Genomic DNA, 21207 nt, shown 5'->3' on the forward strand with positions numbered 1-21207 from the left:
CACGGCGTCCGCGACGTCTGTCCAGCGTATGCCTCAGCCCGCCGGACCGGGCGTGAGCAGGTCGGCCGGGAACAGTCCCAGCCGGTGCGCCACGGCGGCGGCCTCGCCCCGCCCGGAGACGCCGAGCTTGCCGAGGATGTTGGAGACGTGCACGCTCGCGGTCTTCGGCGAGATGAACAGCTCCTGCGCTATCCGGCGGTTGGTGTGCCCGGCGGCGACCAGGCGCAGTACATCCTGTTCCCGGCTGGTGAGCCCGAGGGCCTGGACGGGGTCGGCAGGCGCCGGGCCCGGTTCGCCGGCGGGCGTCAGCGGGAGGCGGGCACGTCGGCCGAGCGCGGTGGCGGCGTCGGCGAGCGGCCGGGCCCCGAGGTGACGGGCGACGGTGCGGGCGAGGCGGAGCAGTTCCGTGGCGCGGTCGCGCTCGTCCTCGCCGCCGCCCGCCAGCAGGGACTCGGCCAGGCGGTACCGGACGCGGGCGAGGTCGTAGGGCCGGTCCAGGGGTTCGAAGGCGGTGACCACCCGCGACCAGGCATCAGGGGCGCTCATGCCCTCGGCGCGCTTCAGTTCGGCTCGGACCCACAGCTCGTGGGCGAGCCAGACGGGTGCGTGGGTGGTGAGGCGCTTGGCGGCGCCGAGGACGCCTTGGAGAACCTCCGCGCGGCCCTCGCGGGCGGCGGGCAGTGCCCGGGCCTCGGCCTCGGCGGTGGCCGCTTCGAGCAGCAGCGGCCAGGCGTAGCGCTGGGTGCCGAGCGGGAAGCCCGATGCGAGGGTGCGGGTCAGTTCGGCGCGGGCGTCGGCCAGGCGCCCCTCGGCGGCGGCGAGCGCGATGGTGAGCCAGGAGATCGGCAGGTCGTGCTGCGGCATGGGGTCGTGCGGGCCGTAGGCGGCGCGGCCCTGGGCGAGGTAACGGGCCGCCTCGGGCACCTCCCCCCGGGCGAGCGCCAGGAAGGCCAGGCAGTTGGCGCCCGACCCGTGCGGGCCGGCCGTCTGGCCGCGTCGCTGGGCGTTGCCGGCGGCCTCCGCGGCCTCGTCCCAGCGGCCGAGGGAGACGAGCGACTCCGCGAGGTTGCTCCAGATCCAGGCCTCGGCGTCCCGCAGCCCCATCGCCCCCGTGAGCCGCAGGCCCTCGCGCAGGATGGAGACGGCCTCCTCGGAGCGGCCGACGCCTTCGAGGACGGAGGGCAGGTTCACATGGCTGCGGCCCACGATCGCCGCGAGGCCCCGGGCGACCACCTCGTCCCTGACGTCGTACATGTGGCGGAGCCCGGCGTCGATCTGCCCGGCGTCGACCATGAGTCCGCCGAGGGTGAGCCGGGCGTTGGACTCGATGTCGTCGGCGCCGACCATGCGCGCGTACTGGACGGCCCGCTCGGCCGCCGTCAGGGCGTCCGGCCCCGGTTCGTGGAGCATCGACCAGTGGGCGGCCGTGGCCAGCACCTCGGCGTGCACCTCGGACGGCGGCAGGCCGCGGACCAGCTCCTGGGCGGTGGCGATCTCCTTCCAGCCGTCGCCCCGGGCCAGCCCCTGCACCAGCCGGGAGCGCTGGATCCAGAACCAGGCCGCTCGCAGGGGGTCGTTCTCCTCGTCGAGCAGCCGCAGGGCGCGCTTGGTGATCTTCAGGGCGCGTTCGCGTTCCCCGCAGAGCCGTCCCGCGACGGCCGCCTCGGCCAGCAGGTCCAGGTGGCGCAGCGCGGTGGTGGCAGGGTCGCAGCCGCAGGGGGGATAGACCTCGGCGTAGTCGACGGGGCGCAGGGTGCGGCGTACGGCCTCGGGGGCGGTGTCCCACAGTTCCATCGCCCGCTCCAGCAGCCGCAGTTGCTCGGCGTAGGCGTGCCGGCGGCGGGCAGAGACGGAGGCTTCGAGGACGGCGGGCAGGGCCTTGGCGGGGTCGTGGGCGTGGTACCAGTAGCTGGCCAGGCGGGTGGTCCGCTGGTCGGCGGGAACGAGCGCCGGGTCGCTCTCCAGGGCTTCGGCGTAGCGGCGGTTGAGGCGGGAGCGTTCGCCGGGGAGCAGGTCGTCGCTGACGGCCTCGCGGACCAGGGAGTGCCGGAAGCGGTAGCCGTCGCCGCCGGGCGCGGGGGCGAGGATGCCGGCGTTCACCGCGGCCCGCAGCGCCTCGATGAGGTCGTCCTCGGTGAGCCGGGCGACGGCGGCCAGCAGCCGGTACTCGACGGTGGAGCCGCCCTCGGCGACGATCCGGGCGACCTGCTGGGCGGGCTCCGGCATCCCCTCGACACGGACGAGCAGCAGGTCGCGCAGGGAGTCGGTCAGGCCGGTCCGGCAGCCCTCGTGGGCGGCGACGGCGAGTTCCTCGACGAAGAAGGCGTTGCCGTCGGAGCGTTCGAAGATCGCGTCGACCTGGTCGGGCTCGGGCTCTTGGGCGAGGATCCCGGCGACCTGGCGGCACACCTCGTCGCGGTTGAAGCGGGCGAGTTCGAGGCGGCGGATCGTGCGGAGCCGGTCGAGTTCGGCGAGCAGGGGCCTCATCGGGTGGCGGCGGTGGATGTCGTCGGAACGGTAGGTGGCCAGGACGACGAGGCGGCCGGTGCGCAGGGTGCGGAAGAGGTAGGAGAGCAGATACCGGGTGGAGGCGTCGGCCCAGTGCAGGTCCTCCAGGGCGAGGACGACGGTGTGTTCGGCGGCGACGCGCTCCAGCAGGCGTGCGGTGAGCTCGAAGAGGCGGGCCATGCCGTCCTCGTCGTGCCGCCCGGCGCCCGACTCGCCCAGTTCGGGCAGCAGCCGGGCCAGTTCCTCCTCCTGGCCCGCGGCCGCGGCGGCCAGTTCGCCGGGCAGTGCGCGGCGCAGTGCGCGCAGCGCGGTGGAGAAGGGGGCGAAGGGCAGCCCGTCGGCGCCGATCTCCACGCAGCCGCCGAGTGCGACCACCGCCCCGCCGCGGCGGGCGGCGGCGGCGAACTCCTCGACCAGGCGGGTCTTGCCGACCCCGGCCTCCCCGCCGATGAGCAGCGCCTGGGGCTCGCCCTCGCAGGCGCGGACGAGTGCGTCGTGCAGGGTGCCCAGTTCCTCGGCACGACCGACGAACACGGGGCTGACGGACCTGGTCTCCACGGCCCCGAGCATCGCATGCGGGTCCGACGGTGTGGCACCGGTTTTCCGGTGAACTGCCGCGGCGGCGGCCGTCGTCGCGGTGCGAACGACGGCCGCCGCCGTGCGGGCGGCCACGGCGGTGGCCGGTCCCGCCCCGCTGTTCACGCCGTCCGGGCGGACCGAAGCCGCCCCAGACGGCGGCTATGGCTCTCGTGCTCGGCGGAGTGTTCGCCCGTTGAGCGGCGGGCCGCGCGGCGGGCCCGGTCGGCCTCGCGGACCATGCGCTGGTGGTCGGCGCGGCGGATGAGGTCGGCGGTGCGCAGCTGCTGGAGCTCGTACTCGTACATGGTGTGTCCTTCGTGAGAGGGCCGGTCACGGAGGGTTCCTCCGCGACGACCTCAACTCTCGTCGCCCAGGTGGGGTGGCCACATCGGGAGACTTCCGCATCTTTGGACCTGCGAGGGGCCTTAGACACGGCTGAGGGGCCCCAGGGGGCTCCGTAAGGTGCTTACGGAATCCCTGAGACCCCTCAGGACGTGCGGCGGTTCAGCTCGCGGACGGCAGTCCGAGCAGGATGCCGGTGTACTTCAGCACGGCCAGGAACAGGCCGATGACGCCGAGCGCGACGCCCGCCCAGGCGACGGACTTGATCCAGGGGGCCTGGATCCTGCCGGGCGTGCCGAACGCGGGGCGGGCGAGCGTGACGACGCCGACGACCAGCGCGATCAGCGCGAACAGACCGCCCCACAGGGCGGTGGTCTGCCAGGCGTCGCCGTAGACCGCCTGGATCTGCTGGGCGACGCCCGCGTTCTGCGCGGTCTCCAGCTGTCCGACGAGGTTCTGGCGCGCGGAGGCCACGGTGCCGATCCAGCTGCCGGTGAGCGAGACGACGCCCAGTGCGGCCGAGACCACGGCGGCGGCGCCCTGGCCGACGCCGGAGGGGCCCTCCTCCTTGGTCTGCGTGTCCTCGGCCGTGGCCGGGACCTCGGTCTCGGGCGTCTCGTCGGACTCGGTGGTGTCCACCGCCCTCTCGTCGGTCGTGGCCTTGGTGGCCTCGGTCTCGTCCACTGCGTTCGTTGCCATGCCTCGCACCGTAGGGTCGCTGTCTGAGAAGTCTCTTAATGATCGTCGTGAGCGGCACGCGCGCGTGCGGCGCGCCACTCGGGCGCCAGCACCGACCAGACTTCGAGGTCGTGCCGTACGCCACCATAGGGGTGTGCCTCGCGCCGCACACCGTCACGGGTCATCCCGAGCCGCCGGGCCACGTTCAGGCTCGGCTGATTGCCGGATGCGGCGACCCACTCGACGCGGTGGATGCCGCGCTCCTCGACGGCCCAGTCGATGAGGACCCGCATCGCCCGGGTGACCAGGCCCCGGCCGGTGCCGGCGGGCTCCAGCCAGCAGCCGACCTCGCAGTTGCCGGTCGCCGCGTCGAAGTTCAGGAACAGAACGCCGCCCACCAGCGTGCCGTTCAGCCACAGTCCGTGCAGGGAGCCCGTGTCGGCGGCGCGCATGTCGGCGTAGCGCTGGAGCTTGGCGCGGGCCGAGAGCAGGTCCGTCTCGGTCGTCCCGAACGGGATGTACTGCCCGATGAACTCCCGCCCCCGCTCCAGGTGGGTCAGGAACTCCTCGGCGTGCCAGGGCTCCAGGGGCCTCAGCTCGGCGTCGTCACCCAGGGATATCGCGTACATCCCGCTGTCGCTCCTCCTCCGCCAGGACGTCCGCCACCTCGGCGTCCGTCGCGGCGGCCAGCCTCTCATGGGCGGCGCGGCTCTCGGGCGGCTCGATGCTGATGCGCGGCATGCGCTTGTCCAGCCAGCGGGGCAACCACCAGTTGGCGCCGCCGAGCAGGTGCATCAGGGCCGGGACCAGGAGGGTGCGCAGGACGAAGGCGTCCAGGGCGACGGCCGCGGCCAGGGCGATGCCGAACATGGCGATCACCCGGTCGCCGCTGAGCACGAACGCCAGGAAGACGGAGATCATGATGACCGCCGCCGAGTTGATGACCCGGCTGGTCTCGGCGAGGCCGACGCGCACGGCCCGCCGGTTGTCGCCGGTCTCCAGCCACTCCTCGTACATCCGGCTGACCAGGAAGACCTGGTAGTCCATGGAGAGGCCGAAAAGCACGGACACCATGATCACGGGCAGGAACGGTTCGATGGGCCCGGCGCTGCCGAGGCCGAGCAGTTCGCTGCCCCAGCCCCACTGGAAGATCGCCACCACCACGCCGAAGGCCGACGCCACGGCGGCGACGTTCATCGCGGCGGCCTTCAGCGGGATGCCGACGGACCGGAAGGCGAGCAGGAGCAGCAGACAGCCCAGGCCGATGACGACCCCGACGAAGACGGGCAGCTTGGAGACGATGACGTCGGCGAAGTCGTCGTAGCCGGCCGTCATGCCACCCACTTGCACGTCCAGGGAGGTGCCCGCCTCGGCACGCGGCAGCACCTCGCCGCGCAGCCGGTCGACGAGGTCGCTGGTCCGCTGCGACTGCGGGGAGGACTCCGGGACGACGGTGAGGTACGCGGTGTGGCCGCCGGAATCGAAGGTCACCGGGGTCACCGCGGCGACGCCGTCGGTGGCGCGGAGGGTGCCGTCGAGGTTGTCCAGGGCGAGCTTGTCGCCGGCTCCGTCGACCTTCGTGACGAGGGTGAGCGGGCCGTTCACCCCCGGGCCGAAGCCGTCGGCCAGGAGGTCGTACGCCTGCCGTGTGGTGGCCGTCTTCGGGTCGTTGCCCTGGTCGGAGGTGCCCAGGTGCAGGGAGAGGGTGGGCAGGGCGAGGACGGCCATGACGACCAGGGCGACCGCGCCGAGCACCTTGGGGTGGCGCTCCACGAAGGCCGACCAGCGGGCCGCGAAGCCGGTGGGCATCTCGGGTTCCGGGCCGTGCTCGTCCAGGCGGCGGCGCTCGCGGCGGCTGAGCGCGCGCATGCCGATGAAGGACAGCAGGGCGGGCAGCAGGGTCACGGACGCGGCGACGGTGAGGATCACGGTGAGGCTGGCCGCTATGGCGACGCCGTTGAGGAAGCTCAGCCGGAGGATCAGCATGCCCAGCAGGGCGATGCAAACGGTGGCACCCGCGAAGACGACCGCCCTTCCGGTGGTCGCGACGGCGTTGGTGGCGGCCTCGCCGACGGACAGGCCGCGTTTGAGTCCGCGGCGGTGTCTGGTGACGATGAACAGCGCGTAGTCGATACCGACGCCGAGGCCGATCAGCATGCCCAGCATGGGCGCGAAGTCGGCGACGGTCATGGCGTGCCCGAGCAGCACGATCCCGGCGTAGGCGGTGCCGACGCCGACCAGGGCGGTGGCGATGGGCAACAGGGACGCGGCGAGCGAGCCGAAGGCCAGGAACAGCACCACCGCGGCGACGACCACGCCGACGATCTCGGCGACGTGCCCGCCGGAGGACTCGGTGAGCGCGACCGCGCTGCCGCCCAGCTCCACCTGGAGCCCGTCGGACCGGGCGCTCTTCGCGGTGTCGACGACGGCCTGCGCCTCGCCCTTGGTGACGTCCTCGGCCTGGTCGTCGAAGGTGACGGAGGCGTACGCCGTGCGGCCGTCCTCGCTGACGCGGCCGGTGCCCGGCCCGTCGTAGGGGCTGGTGACCGAGGCCACGCCGGGGAGGTTCTCGATCCGGTCCAGGGTGCGGGTCATCGTCTGCTCGACGTCGGCGGCGCGGACGCTGCCGGACGCGGTGTGCCAGACGACGGTGTCGCTGTCCCCGCCGAGCTGCGGGAAGCCCTCATGCAGCAGCTCGGTGGCGCGGCCCGACTCGGTGCCGGGGACCTGGTAGTCGTTCGAGTACGTGGTGCCGGCGGCGGCGGCGCCCGCGGCGACCCCCGCGAACGCGAGGAGCCACAGCAGGACGCTGAGCAGACGGCGCTGGACACACCAGCGTGCGAGGGCTGCCACGAAACGTGCTCCCGGAGTTGCCTTGTGTGGATCTTTGACCGGGAACAGTCGTACATGAACTGAACGGCCAGCAAAGAACGCATGAGCAATGCCTTGCCACTCTTACAGGCTCACGAGATCATTTGTCGGTTTCGTGGGCTTGTTCACAGCGGCCGGAATCAGTCGAACTGGTCCCCCAGCGCCATCACCATCACCCCTGCCACCAACAGCCACAGCGCGCGCCGGGTCCGGCCGCGGGCGCCCAGCACGGCGGCGGCAGCGCAGACGGCGGCCCCGCCGGCGTACGCGGCCGGGACGAGCGCCGGGGCGGACCGGACGAGGCGGAGCAGGGCCGCCGCCAGACCGGCCAGGGTCAGTGCGGCGCCGGTGCCCAGCGCCGTCCAGCGGGCCCGGCGTGCGTCGTCCACCGGGTCGTCCGCCTCGTCCTGGTCGGCGGCCGCCTCCAGGTCCGCTGCCTGCGGACCGGTGTCGGAATCAGGACGTCCACTCATGGCCGAGACGGTAGCGCGCCGGGCGGGGAAAACCGGATGCGGGGCCCGGGGGCCGGCTGTTAGCGTCCGCCGGTCCGAGGAAACCGCGGCGGTTCCCGCCGCCGGCCGAAGCAGGTGCATTGTTTAACGGTCCGACCGAGCTCCGACGCATCCCCTTTCTTCCTCAAGGACTCAAGGAGCCCGTTCACCGATGCCCGACATCACTTCCCGGACCTCGAACGACCCCCTCGCTGACCGTGTGAGCCACCCCGGCTACCCGCGCAGCAACGGCTACGACGCCCGCTGGGCCGTCGACAGCCAGATGGGCCCGCACGCACTGTGGCTGCTGGAGTGGCTGGCCCCCGCCCTGGGACCCGAGGCCCTGCGTCCCGGATCCCGCGTGCTCGACCTGGGCTGCGGCCGGGCCATGACGTCGATCTTCCTCGCCAAGGAGTACGACGCCCAGGTCACCGCCGCCGACCTGTGGATCATGCCCGGTGAGAACGCCGGGCGCATCGCCGAGGCGGGCGTCGCCGACCGCGTCCTGCCCGTGCTCGCCGAGGCGCACGACCTGCCGTTCGGCGAGAACAGCTTCGACACGATCGTCTCGATCGACGCCTACCAGTACTTCGGCACGAACGACCTGTACCTGCCCGGGCTGACGCGGCTGCTGAAGCCCGGCGGGCGAATCGGCGTCGTCGTGCCGGCGCTGCGCGAGGAGATCGACGGCGTCGAGCCGCCGGAGCACCTCAAGCCGTACTGGGAGCCCGACTTCTGGTGCTTCCACACGGCGGCCTGGTGGCGGCGCCACTGGACCCGCAGCGGGGCCGTGGAGGTCGAGACGGCCGACTGGCTCCAGGACGGCTGGCGCGACTGGCTGCGCTGGTGCGAGATCGTGGCCGAGGAGCACACCGACGAGTGGCACGTCCGGATGGCCGGGCAGTGCGCCGAGATGCTGCGCCTCGACCGGGGCCAGACGCTGGGCTTCGTCCGGGTCGTCGGCCGCCGCCTCTGAATGAATGACGAGGGGGGACGCACCGGGTCCGGTGCGTCCCCCCTCCTCGGGTCCACGGGAGGTCAGCCCTCGCTGACGCCCAGCTTCTCCAGGATGAGCTCCTTGACGCGCGCCGCGTCGGCCTGACCGCGGGTCGCCTTCATGACCGCGCCGACCAGGGCGCCGGCCGCCGCCACCTTGCCGCCGCGGATCTTGTCCGCGATGGCCGGGTTGCCGGCGATGGCCTCCTCGACGGCGGTGGTGAGGGCGCCTTCGTCGGAGACAACCTTCAGACCGCGCTTGTCGACGACCTCGTCCGGGGTGCCCTCGCCCGCGAGAACGCCCTCGATGACCTGACGGGCCAGCTTGTCGTTCAGGTCGCCCTTCGCGACGAGCTCGGTGACCCGGGCCACCTGCTGCGGCGTGATCGCCAGCTCGTCGAGCGCCTTGCCCGACTCGTTGGCGCTGCGGGCCAGCTCGCCCATCCACCACTTGCGGGCGGAGGCGGCGTCGGCCCCGGCCTCGATGGTGGCGACGATCGGCTCCAGCGCACCGGCGTTGAGGATCGCCTGCATGTCGGTGCCGGAGATGCCCCACTCCTCGCGGAGCCGGTTGCGGCGGACCAGCGGCAGCTCGGGCAGCCCGGAGCGGATCTCCTCGACCCACGCGCGCGACGGGGCCACCGGGACGAGGTCGGGCTCGGGGAAGTACCGGTAGTCCTCGGCCTCCTCCTTCACCCGGCCCGAGGTCGTGGACCCCGTGTCCTCGTGGAAGTGCCGGGTCTCCTGCACGATCGTGCCGCCGGAGGACAGCACGGCCGCGTGCCGCTGGATCTCGAAGCGGGCCGCGCGCTCCACGGACCGCAACGAGTTGACGTTCTTCGTCTCCGAACGGGTGCCGAACTTCTCGGTGCCGTGCGGGCGCAGCGACAGGTTCACGTCGCAGCGCATCTGGCCCATCTCCATGCGGGCCTCGGAGACGCCGAGCGCGCGGATGACCTCGCGCAGCTCACGGACGTACGCCCGCGCGACCTCGGGGGCCCGCTCGCCGGCGCCCTCGATCGGCTTGGTGACGATCTCGATGAGCGGGATGCCGGCGCGGTTGTAGTCCAGCAGGGAGTGGGACGCGCCGTGGATGCGGCCGGTGGCGCCGCCGACATGGGTCGACTTGCCGGTGTCCTCCTCCATGTGGGCGCGCTCGATCTCCACGCGGAAGGTCTCGCCGTCCTCCAGCTGCACGTCGAGGTAGCCGTTGAAGGCGATCGGCTCGTCGTACTGGGAGGTCTGGAAGTTCTTCGGCATGTCCGGATAGAAGTAGTTCTTCCGGGCGAAGCGGCACCACTCGGCGATCTCGCAGTTCAGCGCGAGGCCGATCTTGATGGCGGACTCGACGCCGGTCGCGTTGACGACCGGGAGCGCGCCGGGCAGGCCCAGGCAGACCGGGCAGGTCTGCGTGTTGGCGTCCTGGCCGAGGGCGGTCGAGCAGCCGCAGAACATCTTGGTCTTGGTGCCGAGTTCGACATGGACCTCGAGGCCCATGACGGGGTCGTACGACGCGAGTGCGTCCTCGTACGACACCAGGTCGGTCGTGGTGGTCACGGTGAGTACTTCCCTCTCAGCCCAGCAGAACGTCGTCGTCGCCCAGCTGCTTCAGCTCGCGATAGAGAATGGCCAGGTTGGTGACGACCGCGGCTCCGGTCACGACGGCGTCGAGCAGCCGCAGCGTGTCGTTGTCTCCGCGGGCCTTCTTGATCTGCTTGTAGACCCCGACGGCGCCGAACGCCGACGTGGCCATCGAGATGTACAGACCGGACTTGGACTTCTTGAAGCCCTTGGCCTTGGACAGTGCGCTCACAGCGACGGAGCCTCCTCGATCAGCGGGTGGCCCCACTTTTCCACGAAGGCGGCCTCGACGGCGGCACCCACCTTGTACAGGCGGTCGTCCTTCATGACGGGGGCGATGATCTGCAGACCGACCGGGAGGTTGTCCTCCGGGGCGAGGCCGCACGGCAGCGACATGGCCGCGTTGCCCGCCAGGTTGGTCGGGATGGTGCACAGGTCGGCGAGGTACATCGCCATCGGGTCGTCGGCGCGCTCGCCGATCGGGAAGGCGGTGGTCGGGGTCGTCGGGGAGACGATCACGTCGACCTGCTCGAACGCCTTGTCGAAGTCCTGCTTGATGAGCGTGCGGACCTTCTGGGCACTGCCGTAGTAGGCGTCGTAGTAGCCACTCGACAGGGCGTAGGTGCCGAGCATGACGCGGCGCTTCACCTCGGGGCCGAAGCCGGCCTCACGGGTCAGCGAGGTGACCTCCTCGGCGGAGCGCGTGCCGTCGTCGCCGGTCCGCAGGCCGTAGCGCAGGCCGTCGAAGCGGGCGAGGTTGGAGGAGCACTCGCTCGGCGCGATCAGGTAGTACGCCGACAGCGCCAGGTCGAAGGACGGGCAGTCCAGCTCGACGATCTCGGCGCCCAGCTCCTTGAGCAGCGCGACGGACTCGTCGAACCGCTGGATGACGCCGGCCTGGTAACCCTCGCCGCGGAACTGCTTGACGACGCCGACGCGCATGCCCTCGACCGAGCCGTTGCGGGCGGCCTCGACGACCGCCGGGACGGGCTCGTCGACGGAGGTGGAGTCGAGCGGGTCGTGCCCGGCGATGACCTCGTGCAGCAGGGCCGCGTCCAGGACCGTGCGGGCACAGGGGCCGCCCTGGTCGAGGGAGGAGGAGAACGCCACCATGCCGTAGCGGGAGACCGCGCCGTAGGTCGGCTTCACGCCGACCGTGCCGGTGACGGCCGCGGGCTGGCGGATGGAGCCACCGGTGTCGGTGCCGATGGCCAGCGGCGCCTGGAAGGAGGCGAGAGCGGCGGAGGAACCGCCGCCGGAGCCGCCGGGGATCCTGGTGAGGTCCCAGGGGTTGCCGGTGGGGCCGTAGGCGCTGTTCTCGGTGGAGGACCCCATGGCGAACTCGTCCATGTTGGTCTTGCCGAGGATGACGACGTCGGCGGCCTTGAGCCGCTGGGTGACGGTCGCGTCGTACGGCGGGATCCAGCCCTCGAGGATCTTCGAGCCGACGGTCGTGGGCACGCCCTCGGTGGTGAAGATGTCCTTCAGCGCGAGCGGGACGCCGGCCAGCGGGCCGAGCTTCTCGCCCCTGGCCCGCTTCTCGTCGACGGCACGGGCCTGGGCGAGCGCGCCCTCGCGGTCGACGTGCAGGAAGGCGTGCACCTTCTCGTCGACGGCCTCGATGCGGGCGAGGTGGGCCTCGGTGACCTGGACCGCGGTGAGCTCGCCGGAGGCGATCTTCGCGGCGGTCTCGGCGGCCGTGAGCTTGATGATGTTGACGTTGTCCGTCATGGCGGTTAGTCCTCCCCCAGGATCTGCGGCACCTTGAAACGCTGCTGCTCCTGGGCCGGGGCGCCGGAGAGCGCCTGCTCGGGGGTGAGCGACGGACGGACCTCGTCCGCACGCATGACGTTCGTCAGCGGGAGCGGGTGCGAGGTCGGCGGTACGTCTTGGTCGGCGACCTCACTGACGCGGGCGACCGCGCCGATGATGTCGTCCAGCTGTCCCGCGAAGTGGTCGAGCTCTTCGGGCTTCAGCTCCAGACGCGCCAGCCGGGCGAGGTGGGCGACCTCCTCGCGCGTGATGCCAGGCATGCAGCGATCCTCTGGGGTGAGTGAATGGGTTTGGGCCAATCCTATGGGGCGAGGGGCCGTGCCCGTGAAACGGTTTGGCGTCCCGGAGGCTCTCGGGGCGTGCTCAGACCGTCCCGGAGGCTCTCGGGGCGTGCTCAGACCGCGAAGAGCAGGCCGGCGCCGATCAGGACGACGACCGCGGTGGCGAAGTGGACGCCGAAGGCCACCGCCTTCGCACCGCCGTGGCGCAGCACGATCAGGGTGTCGCCGAGCGGGACGAGTGCCACGGCGAGCATGAACCAGGCCTCGGCCCCGGCCCCCGCGAAGACGAGCAGCGCCAGGCCGACCACTCCGAGGGTGCCGTCCCTCAGGCCCTTGATCGTCAGGTAGGCGCCGGCGTCGCCGCCGGGGTCGGCCGGAACGCCGTACCCGGCGGCCGAGGCGGCGGGGCGGAACAGAAACCGGTAGCCGAGGAACAGGCAGAACAGGTTGAGCACGACGGCCAGGGTGTACGCGGTGACGGTCATGTGCTTCTCCGTTTGCTAGCAGCGCTAGGGGCAAGAGCGAAGCTAGCAGAGCATCGATAGGATCGCTAGCGATGCTAGGGTTCCGGTTATGACGATCCAGACGCGCCGGGAGCGCGAACGAGCGGAACGCGAGCGGATGATCGTGACGGCCGCGCGGGAACTGGCCGAGGCGGAGGGCTGGGACGCGGTGACCACGCGGCGGCTCGCCGAGGAGATCGAGTACAGCCAGCCCGTCCTCTACAGCCACTTCAAGGGCAAGGGCGCGATCATGGCGGCGGTGGCGGTCCAGGGCTGCGCGGAGCTGGCCGTCGAGCTGCGGGCGGCGCGCACGGCGGCCGCCGGCGCCCGTGAGGCGCTGGCGGCGGTGGCCCGCGCGTACACCGCCTTCGCCCGGCGGCGGCCCGCGCTCTACGACGTGATCTTCACCCTCGACGTGGACCTGCCCTTCGCCACCCCCGAGGCGCCGGCGGCCCTCCAGGACGCCTTCGGCGAGCTGTCGCAGGCCGTCCGGCCGATCGCGGCCGAGGGCGAGGACACCGGAGCACTGACGGAGACGTACTGGGCCGGGCTGCACGGTCTGGTGACCCTGATGCGCAGCGGCCGGCTGCCCGAGGAGGCGCACGAACTGCGGCTGGCGCTGTTCATCGGCCACTTCGCGCCGCAGGGCACGGCCTGACCGCTCGCCCCGGGAGGTGCGTCACGGCCGGGCGCGGGGCACGCACTGACCGCTCGCCCCGAGGTGCGCCCCGGCCGGGTGCGGCGGCGGGGGCCTACTCGTCGGCCGTCGCCGCCGGCAGCGCGGCCCGCGGTCGCTGCCACCCCCGCGGGCCCCGCGCCCGCAGCCACGCGGTGGTCTCCTCCGGCGGCATCGCCGCCGCCACCAGCCAGCCCTGTACGGCGTCACAGCCGAGGTCGCGCAGTCTCTCCCAGGTCTCGTCGTCCTCGACGCCCTCGGCGACGACGAGCAGACCGAGGGAGTGGGCGAGGTCGACGGTGCAGCGGACGATCTCCGCGTCCTCGGTGTCGACCGCGAGCCGGGCCACGAACGAGCGGTCGATCTTCAGCTCGCTGACCGGGAGGCGGCGCAGGTGCACGAGCGAGGAGTAGCCCGTCCCGAAGTCGTCCAGGGACATCTTCACGCCGTGCGCGGTCAGTTGGTTGAGGGTGTCGGCGGCGCGCTGCGGGTCCTCCAGGAGGACGTGTTCGGTGATCTCCAGTTGGAGCGCTCCCGCCGGGACGCCGTGCCGGGCCAGCCGGGCGGCGACCGAGCCGGCGAAGCCCGGGGTGTGCACATCGCGCGGTGAGACGTTCACCGCGACCGGCACGAACAGGCCCTGTTCCCGCCAGCGCGCGACCTGGCCGAGCGCGGTCTCCAACACGTATTCGGTGAGGTGGGGCATCAGCCCCGAGGACTCGGCGATCGCTATGAACTCGTCCGGCGGCACCTTGCCCCGCTCGGGGTGCACCCAGCGGACCAGGGCCTCCAGACCCGCGACCTGGCCGTCGAAGCGGACCTTGGGCTGGTAGTGCAGATGGACCTCGTGGGCGTCGAGGGCGCGGCGCAGGTCGCCCAGCAGACCGAGGCGGTCGGGGGTGTTGGAGTCGCGCTTGGACTCGTAGACCTCCACGCCGGTGCGGTCCCGCTTCGCCTGGTACATGGCCACGTCCGCCCGCCGCAGCAGCCCTTCGGCGTCCAGGGCGTGGTCGGGGAAGACGGCGACTCCGGCGCTGGCCTCCAGCACGAGGGTCAGGCCGTCGAGGTCGAGGGGGGAGCTGAGCGCGGTGACGAGGTTGCGGGCGATACGGGTCGCGGAGGTGGTGGAGTCCGCGACGGGCAGTAAGACGGCGAACTCGTCCCCGCCGAGCCGGGCGGCCTCCGCCCCGCGCGGCAGCGCCACCCGCAGCCGGTCGGCGATCTGCAACAGCAGCCGGTCACCGGCGAGATGACCGAGCGTGTCGTTGACCGACCGGAAGCGGTCGAGGTCGATCAGCATCAGCGCGGCGCGGGCGTTGATCCGCTCCGCGTCGTCCAGCGCGGTCCAGATGCGCTCCAGCAGCCACTGGCGGTTGGGGAGCCCGGTCAGCGGGTCGCGCAGTTGCTCCTCCGCCCGGGCCCGGGCTATCCACAGGGTGGAGTCCAGGGCGATGAGCGGGATGGCGAACAGCGGCAGCAGGATCGGCTTGGCCACGCCGACCACGCAGACCAGCGGCGCGATCCCCAGCAGCGCGACCGCGACCAGGCCGTGTCTGACCAGGGCGGTGCGGGCGACGGTGGGCAGGCCGGGACGCGGGGCGTGCAGGTACCAGAGCAGGACGCGGGTGACCGTCAGATAGGCGGCGGCCACCAGGGCGACCTGGGGCGCGGTGGCGAGGGTCCAGGCGGCGGGCTCCGCCGGGGACTCGACGGACGGCACGGTCCCGAACGCGCGCAGCACCAGTGCGCCGGCGCCGATGCCGAGGAGGTCGGCCGCGCCGTGCAGCACGCCCTGGCGCCAGCGGTTGCGGCGGGCTATCCCGACGAGCACCACGACCGTCAGGCTGACCAGGCCGGCCGGAACCCAGCCGTAGAGCAGCAGCACGGCGAGGGTCAGGGCGGCGCCCGAGCCGGTGCCGCCCCACCAGCGGGAGCGGCCCAGCATCACGAGGTGGCCGACGATGACGCCGGTCAGCACGGCCAGCGCCCAGCCCGCCGTGCCGGACGGGAACAGCGCGTGACCGTCCGTGAAGGCGCGGTAGAAACCGGCGCCCAGGACGAACCCGGCCGCCGCGACGACGGCCGCGGGCAACGCGGGCCAGGAGTGCTGCCGTTCGCCGTCCGCCTCCGCACCGGCCAGTCCGGGCGGGTGCTCGGAGGCCGGCTGTGCGCCGGGGCCGTCGGCGGCGCGCCCGGCGCCGGGCCGCTCCCGCGGGGTGTACTGTCCGACGGCGCGCGCCTGTGCACCCGGACGTCCCACCGGCCGCCCGGTCCCACGGACTGCACGCCATGCGACCGCCATGCGGCGCAGACGCAGCCGTGAGCCCGGCACGGCGCTCTCGGTCGGTTCCATTCCCGTCCCTCTCACAGCCGGCGGTGCCCACGCCCCGCGGCCCGGTGCCCGACAACCCTCAACGCTCCGCGCCCGAAAACCCTTCCCCGCGCTCCGCGCGAGCACGACGATGCCCCGACCGCGGCTGGGCACGGCAGGCGCACATCTCAACACTAGGCCGCAGAAGGCTTCCAGGGGCAGCGGTCGCCGACGGTTGCCCGAATGCGCCCCGGCCACCCGTATGCATCTGGTATGCGCCGAACGGGTGGCCTTCAACCGCTACTCCTCGGCCGAAAGGGCGACTTCGGCCGCCGCGTCCGGTCCCTGCTCCAGCAGGACCCCGAAACCCTCCTCGTTCAGAACCGGAACCTTCAGCTGCATCGCCTTGTCGTACTTCGACCCGGGGCTGTCCCCCACCACGACGAACGAGGTCTTCTTCGAAACCGAGCCGGTCACCTTCGCTCCGCGGCTCTGCAGCGCCTCCTTGGCGCCGTCCCGCGTGAAGTGTTCGAGGGTGCCGGTGACGACGACGGTGAGGCCTTCGAGGGGGCGCGGCCCCTCGTCCTCGCCGGTGCTCTCCTCCTCCATGCGGACGCCGGCGGCCTTCCACTTGCGGATGATGTCGCGGTGCCAGTCCTCGGCGAACCACTGCTTGAGGGAGGCGGCGATGGTCGGTCCGACGCCCTCGGTGACCGCCAGTTCCTCCTCGGTCGCCTGGTCGATCCGCTCGATCGAGCGGAACTCGCGGGCCAGAGCCTCGGCCGCGACGGGCCCGACGTGACGGATCGACAGGCTGGTGATGACGCGGGCGAGGGGGCGCTCCTTGGCCGCGGCGATGTTCTCCAGCATGGCGACCGCGTTCTTACGGGGCTCGCCCTGCTGGTTGGCGAAGATCGTGGCGACTTTCTCCTCGCCGGTCCTGGGGTCGCGCTTGGGCAGTCCGCTGTCCGGGTCGAGGACGTACGCCTTGATGGGCAGCAGCTGTTCGATGGTGAGGTCGAACAGGTCGCCCTCGTCGACCAGGGGCGGGGTCTCGGGCTCCAGGGGGGCGGTGAGAGCGGCGGCGGCGACGTAGCCGAAGTGCTCGATGTCCAGGGCCTTGCGGCCGGCGAGGTAGAACAGGCGCTCGCGCAACTGGGCAGGGCAGGTGCGGGCGTTGGGGCAGCGCAGGTCGACGTCGCCCTCCTTCATCGGCCGCAGCGGTGTGCCGCACTCGGGGCACTCGCTCGGCATCACGAACTCGCGCTCGCTGCCGTCGCGCAGGTCGGCGACGGGGCCGAGGATCTCCGGGATGACGTCACCGGCCTTGCGCAGCACGACCGTGTCCCCGATGAGGACGCCCTTGGCCTTGACGACGTCCTGGTTGTGCAGCGTGGCGAACTCGACCTCGGAGCCCGCGACCGTGACCGGCTCGACCTGGGCGTACGGGGTGACGCGGCCGGTGCGGCCCACGCCCACGCGGATGTTGACGAGCTTGGTGTTGACCTCCTCCGGCGCGTACTTGTAGGCGATCGCCCAGCGCGGCGCGCGCGAGGTGGAGCCGAGGCGGCCCTGGAGGGGGATCTGGTCGAGCTTGACGACCACGCCGTCGATCTCGTGCTCCACGGAGTGGCGGTTCTCGCCGAAGTAGGCGATGAACTCCCGGACGCCCTCCAGGTCGTCGACCACCTTGTTGTGCCGGGAGGTGGGCAGGCCCCAGGTCTTGAGGAGGTCGTAGGCCTGGGAGAGGCGGGTCAGGCCGGTGTAGCCCTCCAGGGCGCCGATGCCGTGCACCACCATGTGCAGGGGGCGGGTGGCCGTCACGCGCGGGTCCTTCTGGCGCAGTGAACCGGCCGCCGCGTTGCGCGGGTTGGCGAAGGGCTTGTCCCCGGCCTCCACCAGGCGGGCGTTGAGCTCCTGGAACTTCTCCATCGGGAAGTAGACCTCGCCGCGGATCTCCACGAGGTCGGGGACGGCATCCCCCTTGAGGCGCTCGGGGATCTCGGCGATCGTGCGCACGTTCGGGGTGATGTCCTCACCGGTGCGGCCGTCGCCGCGGGTGGCCGCGCGGGTGAGGCGGCCGTGCTCGTAGGTGAGGTTCACGGCGAGGCCGTCGACCTTGAGCTCGCACAGGAAGTGGTACGTCTGCTCGCCCAGTTCCCTCGCGATGCGCTCGGTCCAGGCGGCCATCTCCTCGTCGTTGAACGTGTTGTCCAGGGAGAGCATGCGCTCGCGGTGCCGGACCGCCGTGAACTCCGTCTCGTAGGAGCCGGAGACCTTCTGGGTCGGCGAGTCCGGGGTGCGCAGCTCCGGGTACTCCTCCTCCAGCGCCTCCAGGGAGCGCAGCAGCTGGTCGAACTCCGCGTCGCTGACGACGGGAGCGTCCTTCACGTAGTAGCGGAAGCGGTGCTCCTCGATCTGCTCCGCGAGGCGCGCGTGCTTCTCCCGTGCCTCGGCGGGCACCGTCGTCGTCTCCGCTTGCTTGTCGCCGGCCACCGTGTCGTCCTCCCGTTACTCTGGGTTGTCCGCGAGGGATCTCGCCGCCCTGGCGCAGTGCGCGAGAGCCGTGCGCGCGTACCCCGGGGAGGCCCCCGCGAGCCCGCACGCCGGGGTGACCGTGACCGCCTCCGCGAGAAGCCCCGGAGACAGCCCCAGCCTGCGCCACAGCGTCCTGACACCCATGACGCTACCGGCAGGGTCTGACAATGGGCCCTCGGTGCCGGGGACGACACCGGTGAACAGCCGGGTCCCGGCCTCCACGGCCTCCCCGATCGCGTCGTCGTCACGCTCGGTGAGCAGCGAGAAGTCGAAGGAGACGGCGGCCGCCCCGGCCCGGCGCAGCAGGGCGAACGGCACGTCGGGGGCGCAGGAGTGGACCACGACCGGGCCGTCGGTGTGCGTCGCGACGAGGTCGCGCAGCGTCTGCTCGACGACCTGCCGGTCGACGGCCCGGTGCGTGCGGTAGCCGCTGGCGGTCTTCACCTGGCCGCGCAGCACGGCGGTGAGGGAGGGCTCGTCGAGCTGGAGGACGAGCTGAGCGCCGGGGATCCGCCGCCGCAGTTCGGCCAGGTGCTGGCGCAGTCCCTCGGCGAGGGAGGCGGCGAGGTCGCGGCAGGCACCGGGGTCGGACAGGGCGGCCTCCCCGCCCCGCAGCTCCAGGTTGGCCGCGAGGGTCCACGGGCCGACGGCCTGGACCTTCAGCGGCCCCTCGTACCCCTGTGTGAACTCCTCCAGGGCGTCGAGGTCCTCGCCGAGCCAGGAGCGGGCCCGCTTGGTGTCGCGGCCCGGCCGGTCCCCGAGGCGCCATCCACTGGGCTCCACGCGCGCGTACAGCTCGACGAGCAGGCCGGCGGTCCGTCCGATCATGTCCGCGCCGGGGCCCCGGGCGGGCAGTTCGGGCAGGAAGGGGAAGTCCTCGAAGGTGCCGGTGACGGTCTTGGCGGCCTCACGGGCGTCGCCGCCCGGCATGGAGCCCACGCCGGTGGCGGCGCCGAACCTGAACTGGCTGTTTTCGCTCACCGGAGAAGCCTACGCAGCCCTTTGGGCGGGGTCAGCCTCCCGGTCGCACCGTGAGGTCGTTGACCTCCGCGTCCCGCGGCAGATCCAGGGCCATGACGATCGTCGTGGCGACCGACTCCGGGTCGATCCACTTCGAGGCGTCGTACTCCTTGCCCTCCTGCTGGTGGACCTTGGCCTGCATGGGGCTGGCCGTGCGGCCTGGGTAGACCGAGGTGACGCGGACCCCGGCCGCGTGCTCCTCGTGGCGCAGGGAGTCGGCGAGGGCCTTCAGGCCGTGCTTGGAGGCCGCGTAGGCGGACCAGCCGGCGTGCGCGTTCAGCCCGGCGCCGGAGTTGACGAACAGCACGTGCCCGCGGGCGGCGCGCAGTTGGGGCAGGAAGTGCCGGGTCAGCTCGGCGGGGGCGATCAGGTTGACGTTGAGCTGGTGGCGCCAGGCCTTCGGGGTGAGCTCGCCGACCGGGCCGAGGTCGACGACGCCGGCGATGTGCAGCAGCGAGTCCACGCGGTCCGGCAGCGACTGGTGGGAGAAGGCCCAGGACAGCCTGTCGGGTTCGGCGAGGTCGCCGACCAGGGTCCTCGCCCCGGGGAACCCGGCCGCCAGCTCCTTCGCGCGGCCCGCGTCGCGCGCGTGCAGCACGAGGTCGTCCCCGCGCGCGTGCAGGCGGCGGGCCACGGCCGCGCCGATGCCGGAACCGGCTCCGGTGATCACATGAGTTGCCATGCCGCCATGCTCGCATCAGCGCCGGGTCACGCGATGCCCCGGCTCTCCTCCAGATACGCCAGCGCCCCCACCGGCTCCTCGGCGAAGAACACCAGGTCGGTGAGCGGCCGGGGCAGGAAGCCCTCGGCGTCCATGCGGCGGAACTGTTCCTTCAGGCCGTCGTAGAAGCCCGCGGTGTTGAGCAGCACCACCGGCTTGTCGGTGTGGCCGTGCTTCTTCAGTTCCAGGATCTCGGTCGCCTCGTCGAGCGTGCCCGTGCCGCCGACCATGATCACCACGGCGTCGGCGCGCTCCAGGAGCAGCTTCTTGCGCTCGGCGAGGTCCTTGGCGATCACCATCTCGTCGACGCCCGGGCGGGCCTTGGCCGCCAGGAACTGCACGGAGACGCCGGCCAGCCGGCCGCCGGCCTCCTGCACCCCGTCGGCGACCACCTTCATGAGGCCGACGTCGGAGCCGCCCCACACCAGCGTGTGACCGCCCTTGCCCAGCAGTTCGGCGAACTCCCGCGCGGGGCGGGTGTACCGCTCGTCGAGGTCGGCGGCGGACAGGAAGACACAGATGTTCATGAACCCACCGTACGGGCCCGGTCCGCGGAGACGGTGAGCCGCATTTTGGACTGCCGGTGCGGGAGGAGCTCCCAGTCGTCCATGAACCGGGCGGACAGGCCGTGCTTCGCGGCGAGGTCGGTCAGGGTCCGCGTCCGGTAGTAGAAGTCCTCGTGCAGGACCTGGTGCTCCTCGCCCTCGGTGCGGTCGAAGGTGAAGTCGAAGAACCCGCCGGGCGCGAGGATCCGGCCCACGTGCGCGAAGCACTCCTCGATGACGTGCAGCGGTGAGTGCGAGAAGACGCTGTGCGCGTGCACGACGTCGAAGTGCGCGTCCGGCAGGAAGGCGAAGGTGAGGTCGTCGGCGAGCACCAGGTAGGGCAGTTTGGGCTGGAGCTTCTCGGCCACGAGGGTGTCCTGGGCGGCGAGCAGGATGTGCGGCGAGATGTCGATGCCGTAGTAGTGCCCGGTGTCGAGGTGGTCGATGAACAGCCGTCCGGCGCGCAGGTTGCCGCAGCCGATCTCCAGCATCCGGTGGTGCGGCCGGAGGCCGTGGCCCACCAGGTAGTCGAACTGCATGCGCCCGATGCGTGCCCACTGTGCGCGCGAGGGGTTGTGCCCGACCGCCGCCTCGGTGCTGCGGGCCGCGTCCGAGGCCATCACGGCCCGGTAGTAGGCGATGTGGTCGGGGTGGCGCAGCCGGAGCCAGGCGTCCCGCACGGCGCGCCTGGCGTGCGCGGGCACCCGCTCCGGGTGGCGCAGGGCGTACCGGACCTGGTGCAGCAGGCGGGAGCGGTTTCCGGCCGGTTCCGTGGCACGCATGGGGGCCTCCT

At 72.3% G+C, this 21207-nt stretch carries 19 protein-coding genes; 2 read left to right on the forward strand and 17 right to left on the reverse strand.

Going from position 1 to position 21207, the window contains the following annotated elements; genetic code table 11:
- Positions 1-33: 33 nt before the first annotated feature.
- From AB0I06_RS09810 to AB0I06_RS09835, 6 genes are all read right to left on the reverse strand, one after another.
- Complete coding sequence (locus AB0I06_RS09810) at positions 34-3078, reverse strand: AAA family ATPase (protein WP_363118225.1); 3045 nt, start codon at positions 3076-3078, stop codon at positions 34-36.
- 128 nt (positions 3079-3206) lie between these two features.
- Positions 3207-3392, reverse strand: coding sequence for a hypothetical protein (locus AB0I06_RS09815; protein ID WP_363118226.1), 186 nt, complete (start codon positions 3390-3392; stop codon positions 3207-3209).
- 199 nt (positions 3393-3591) lie between these two features.
- Positions 3592-4128 (reverse strand): hypothetical protein, encoded by a 537-nt coding sequence (locus tag AB0I06_RS09820; protein ID WP_363118227.1) that lies wholly within the window; start codon positions 4126-4128, stop codon positions 3592-3594.
- A 35-nt stretch (positions 4129-4163) separates the two neighbouring features.
- The gene (locus AB0I06_RS09825) at positions 4164-4736 is read right to left on the reverse strand and encodes a GNAT family protein (RefSeq protein ID WP_363118228.1); all 573 of its coding nucleotides are present in this window, start codon (positions 4734-4736) and stop codon (positions 4164-4166) included.
- On the reverse strand, positions 4714-6960 hold the full coding sequence (locus AB0I06_RS09830) for an MMPL family transporter (protein ID WP_363118229.1): 2247 nt from the start codon (positions 6958-6960) through the stop codon (positions 4714-4716). Before AB0I06_RS09830 ends, AB0I06_RS09825 begins: the two co-directional genes overlap by 23 nt.
- A 158-nt stretch (positions 6961-7118) precedes the next feature.
- The gene (locus AB0I06_RS09835; protein WP_363118230.1) at positions 7119-7451 is read right to left on the reverse strand and encodes a hypothetical protein; all 333 of its coding nucleotides are present in this window, start codon (positions 7449-7451) and stop codon (positions 7119-7121) included.
- A 190-nt stretch (positions 7452-7641) separates the two neighbouring features.
- Between AB0I06_RS09835 and AB0I06_RS09840 the strand changes: the two genes are divergently transcribed.
- On the forward strand, positions 7642-8445 hold the full coding sequence (locus tag AB0I06_RS09840) for a methyltransferase domain-containing protein (RefSeq protein ID WP_363118232.1): 804 nt from the start codon (positions 7642-7644) through the stop codon (positions 8443-8445).
- 62 nt (positions 8446-8507) lie between these two features.
- Here the strand turns inward: AB0I06_RS09840 and gatB are convergent, their stop codons facing one another.
- From gatB to AB0I06_RS09865, 5 genes are all read right to left on the reverse strand, one after another.
- Positions 8508-10022 (reverse strand): Asp-tRNA(Asn)/Glu-tRNA(Gln) amidotransferase subunit GatB, encoded by a 1515-nt coding sequence (gatB, locus tag AB0I06_RS09845; protein ID WP_363118233.1) that lies wholly within the window; start codon positions 10020-10022, stop codon positions 8508-8510.
- Positions 10023-10038: 16 nt separating this feature from the next.
- Positions 10039-10278, reverse strand: a complete 240-nt coding sequence (locus AB0I06_RS09850; RefSeq protein WP_030851407.1) for a hypothetical protein — start codon at positions 10276-10278, stop codon at positions 10039-10041.
- Positions 10275-11777: an Asp-tRNA(Asn)/Glu-tRNA(Gln) amidotransferase subunit GatA gene (gene gatA / locus AB0I06_RS09855; protein WP_363118235.1), complete on the reverse strand. Its 1503-nt coding sequence runs from the start codon at positions 11775-11777 to the stop codon at positions 10275-10277. Before gatA ends, AB0I06_RS09850 begins: the two co-directional genes overlap by 4 nt.
- 5 nt (positions 11778-11782) lie before the next feature.
- Positions 11783-12079 carry an Asp-tRNA(Asn)/Glu-tRNA(Gln) amidotransferase subunit GatC gene (gatC, locus tag AB0I06_RS09860; protein WP_018531282.1) on the reverse strand — a complete coding sequence of 99 codons (297 nt, stop codon included), beginning with the start codon at positions 12077-12079 and terminating at the stop codon, positions 11783-11785.
- A 134-nt stretch (positions 12080-12213) separates the two neighbouring features.
- Positions 12214-12585, reverse strand: a complete 372-nt coding sequence (locus tag AB0I06_RS09865) for a DUF4267 domain-containing protein (RefSeq protein ID WP_363118236.1) — start codon at positions 12583-12585, stop codon at positions 12214-12216.
- An 88-nt stretch (positions 12586-12673) separates the two neighbouring features.
- Between AB0I06_RS09865 and AB0I06_RS09870 the strand changes: the two genes are divergently transcribed.
- The gene (locus AB0I06_RS09870; protein WP_363118237.1) at positions 12674-13261 is read left to right on the forward strand and encodes a TetR/AcrR family transcriptional regulator; all 588 of its coding nucleotides are present in this window, start codon (positions 12674-12676) and stop codon (positions 13259-13261) included.
- Positions 13262-13355: 94 nt separating this feature from the next.
- Here the strand turns inward: AB0I06_RS09870 and AB0I06_RS09875 are convergent, their stop codons facing one another.
- The 6 genes from AB0I06_RS09875 to AB0I06_RS09900 all read right to left on the reverse strand — a co-directional run bounded on the left by AB0I06_RS09875 (position 13356) and on the right by AB0I06_RS09900 (position 21196).
- Positions 13356-15632: a bifunctional diguanylate cyclase/phosphodiesterase gene (locus tag AB0I06_RS09875; RefSeq protein ID WP_363118238.1), complete on the reverse strand. Its 2277-nt coding sequence runs from the start codon at positions 15630-15632 to the stop codon at positions 13356-13358.
- A 258-nt stretch (positions 15633-15890) separates the two neighbouring features.
- Positions 15891-18086 carry an NAD-dependent DNA ligase LigA gene (gene ligA / locus AB0I06_RS09880; RefSeq protein WP_363118239.1) on the reverse strand — a complete coding sequence of 732 codons (2196 nt, stop codon included), beginning with the start codon at positions 18084-18086 and terminating at the stop codon, positions 15891-15893.
- 15 nt (positions 18087-18101) lie between these two features.
- On the reverse strand, positions 18102-19109 hold the full coding sequence (locus AB0I06_RS09885; protein ID WP_363118240.1) for a methionine synthase: 1008 nt from the start codon (positions 19107-19109) through the stop codon (positions 18102-18104).
- A 31-nt stretch (positions 19110-19140) separates the two neighbouring features.
- Positions 19141-19830 (reverse strand): SDR family oxidoreductase, encoded by a 690-nt coding sequence (locus AB0I06_RS09890; protein WP_363118241.1) that lies wholly within the window; start codon positions 19828-19830, stop codon positions 19141-19143.
- A 26-nt stretch (positions 19831-19856) separates the two neighbouring features.
- A complete protein-coding gene (locus tag AB0I06_RS09895; RefSeq protein WP_363118242.1) occupies positions 19857-20396 on the reverse strand; it encodes a TIGR00730 family Rossman fold protein in 540 nt (179 codons plus the stop codon).
- On the reverse strand, positions 20393-21196 hold the full coding sequence (locus tag AB0I06_RS09900) for a class I SAM-dependent methyltransferase (protein ID WP_363118243.1): 804 nt from the start codon (positions 21194-21196) through the stop codon (positions 20393-20395). The genes AB0I06_RS09895 and AB0I06_RS09900 overlap by 4 nt, the downstream gene beginning before the upstream one ends.
- Between the last annotated feature and the right edge of the window lie 11 nt (positions 21197-21207).

The sequence above is a fragment of the Streptomyces sp. NPDC050674 genome (assembly GCF_040654575.1).
Classification (GTDB): domain Bacteria; phylum Actinomycetota; class Actinomycetes; order Streptomycetales; family Streptomycetaceae; genus Streptomyces.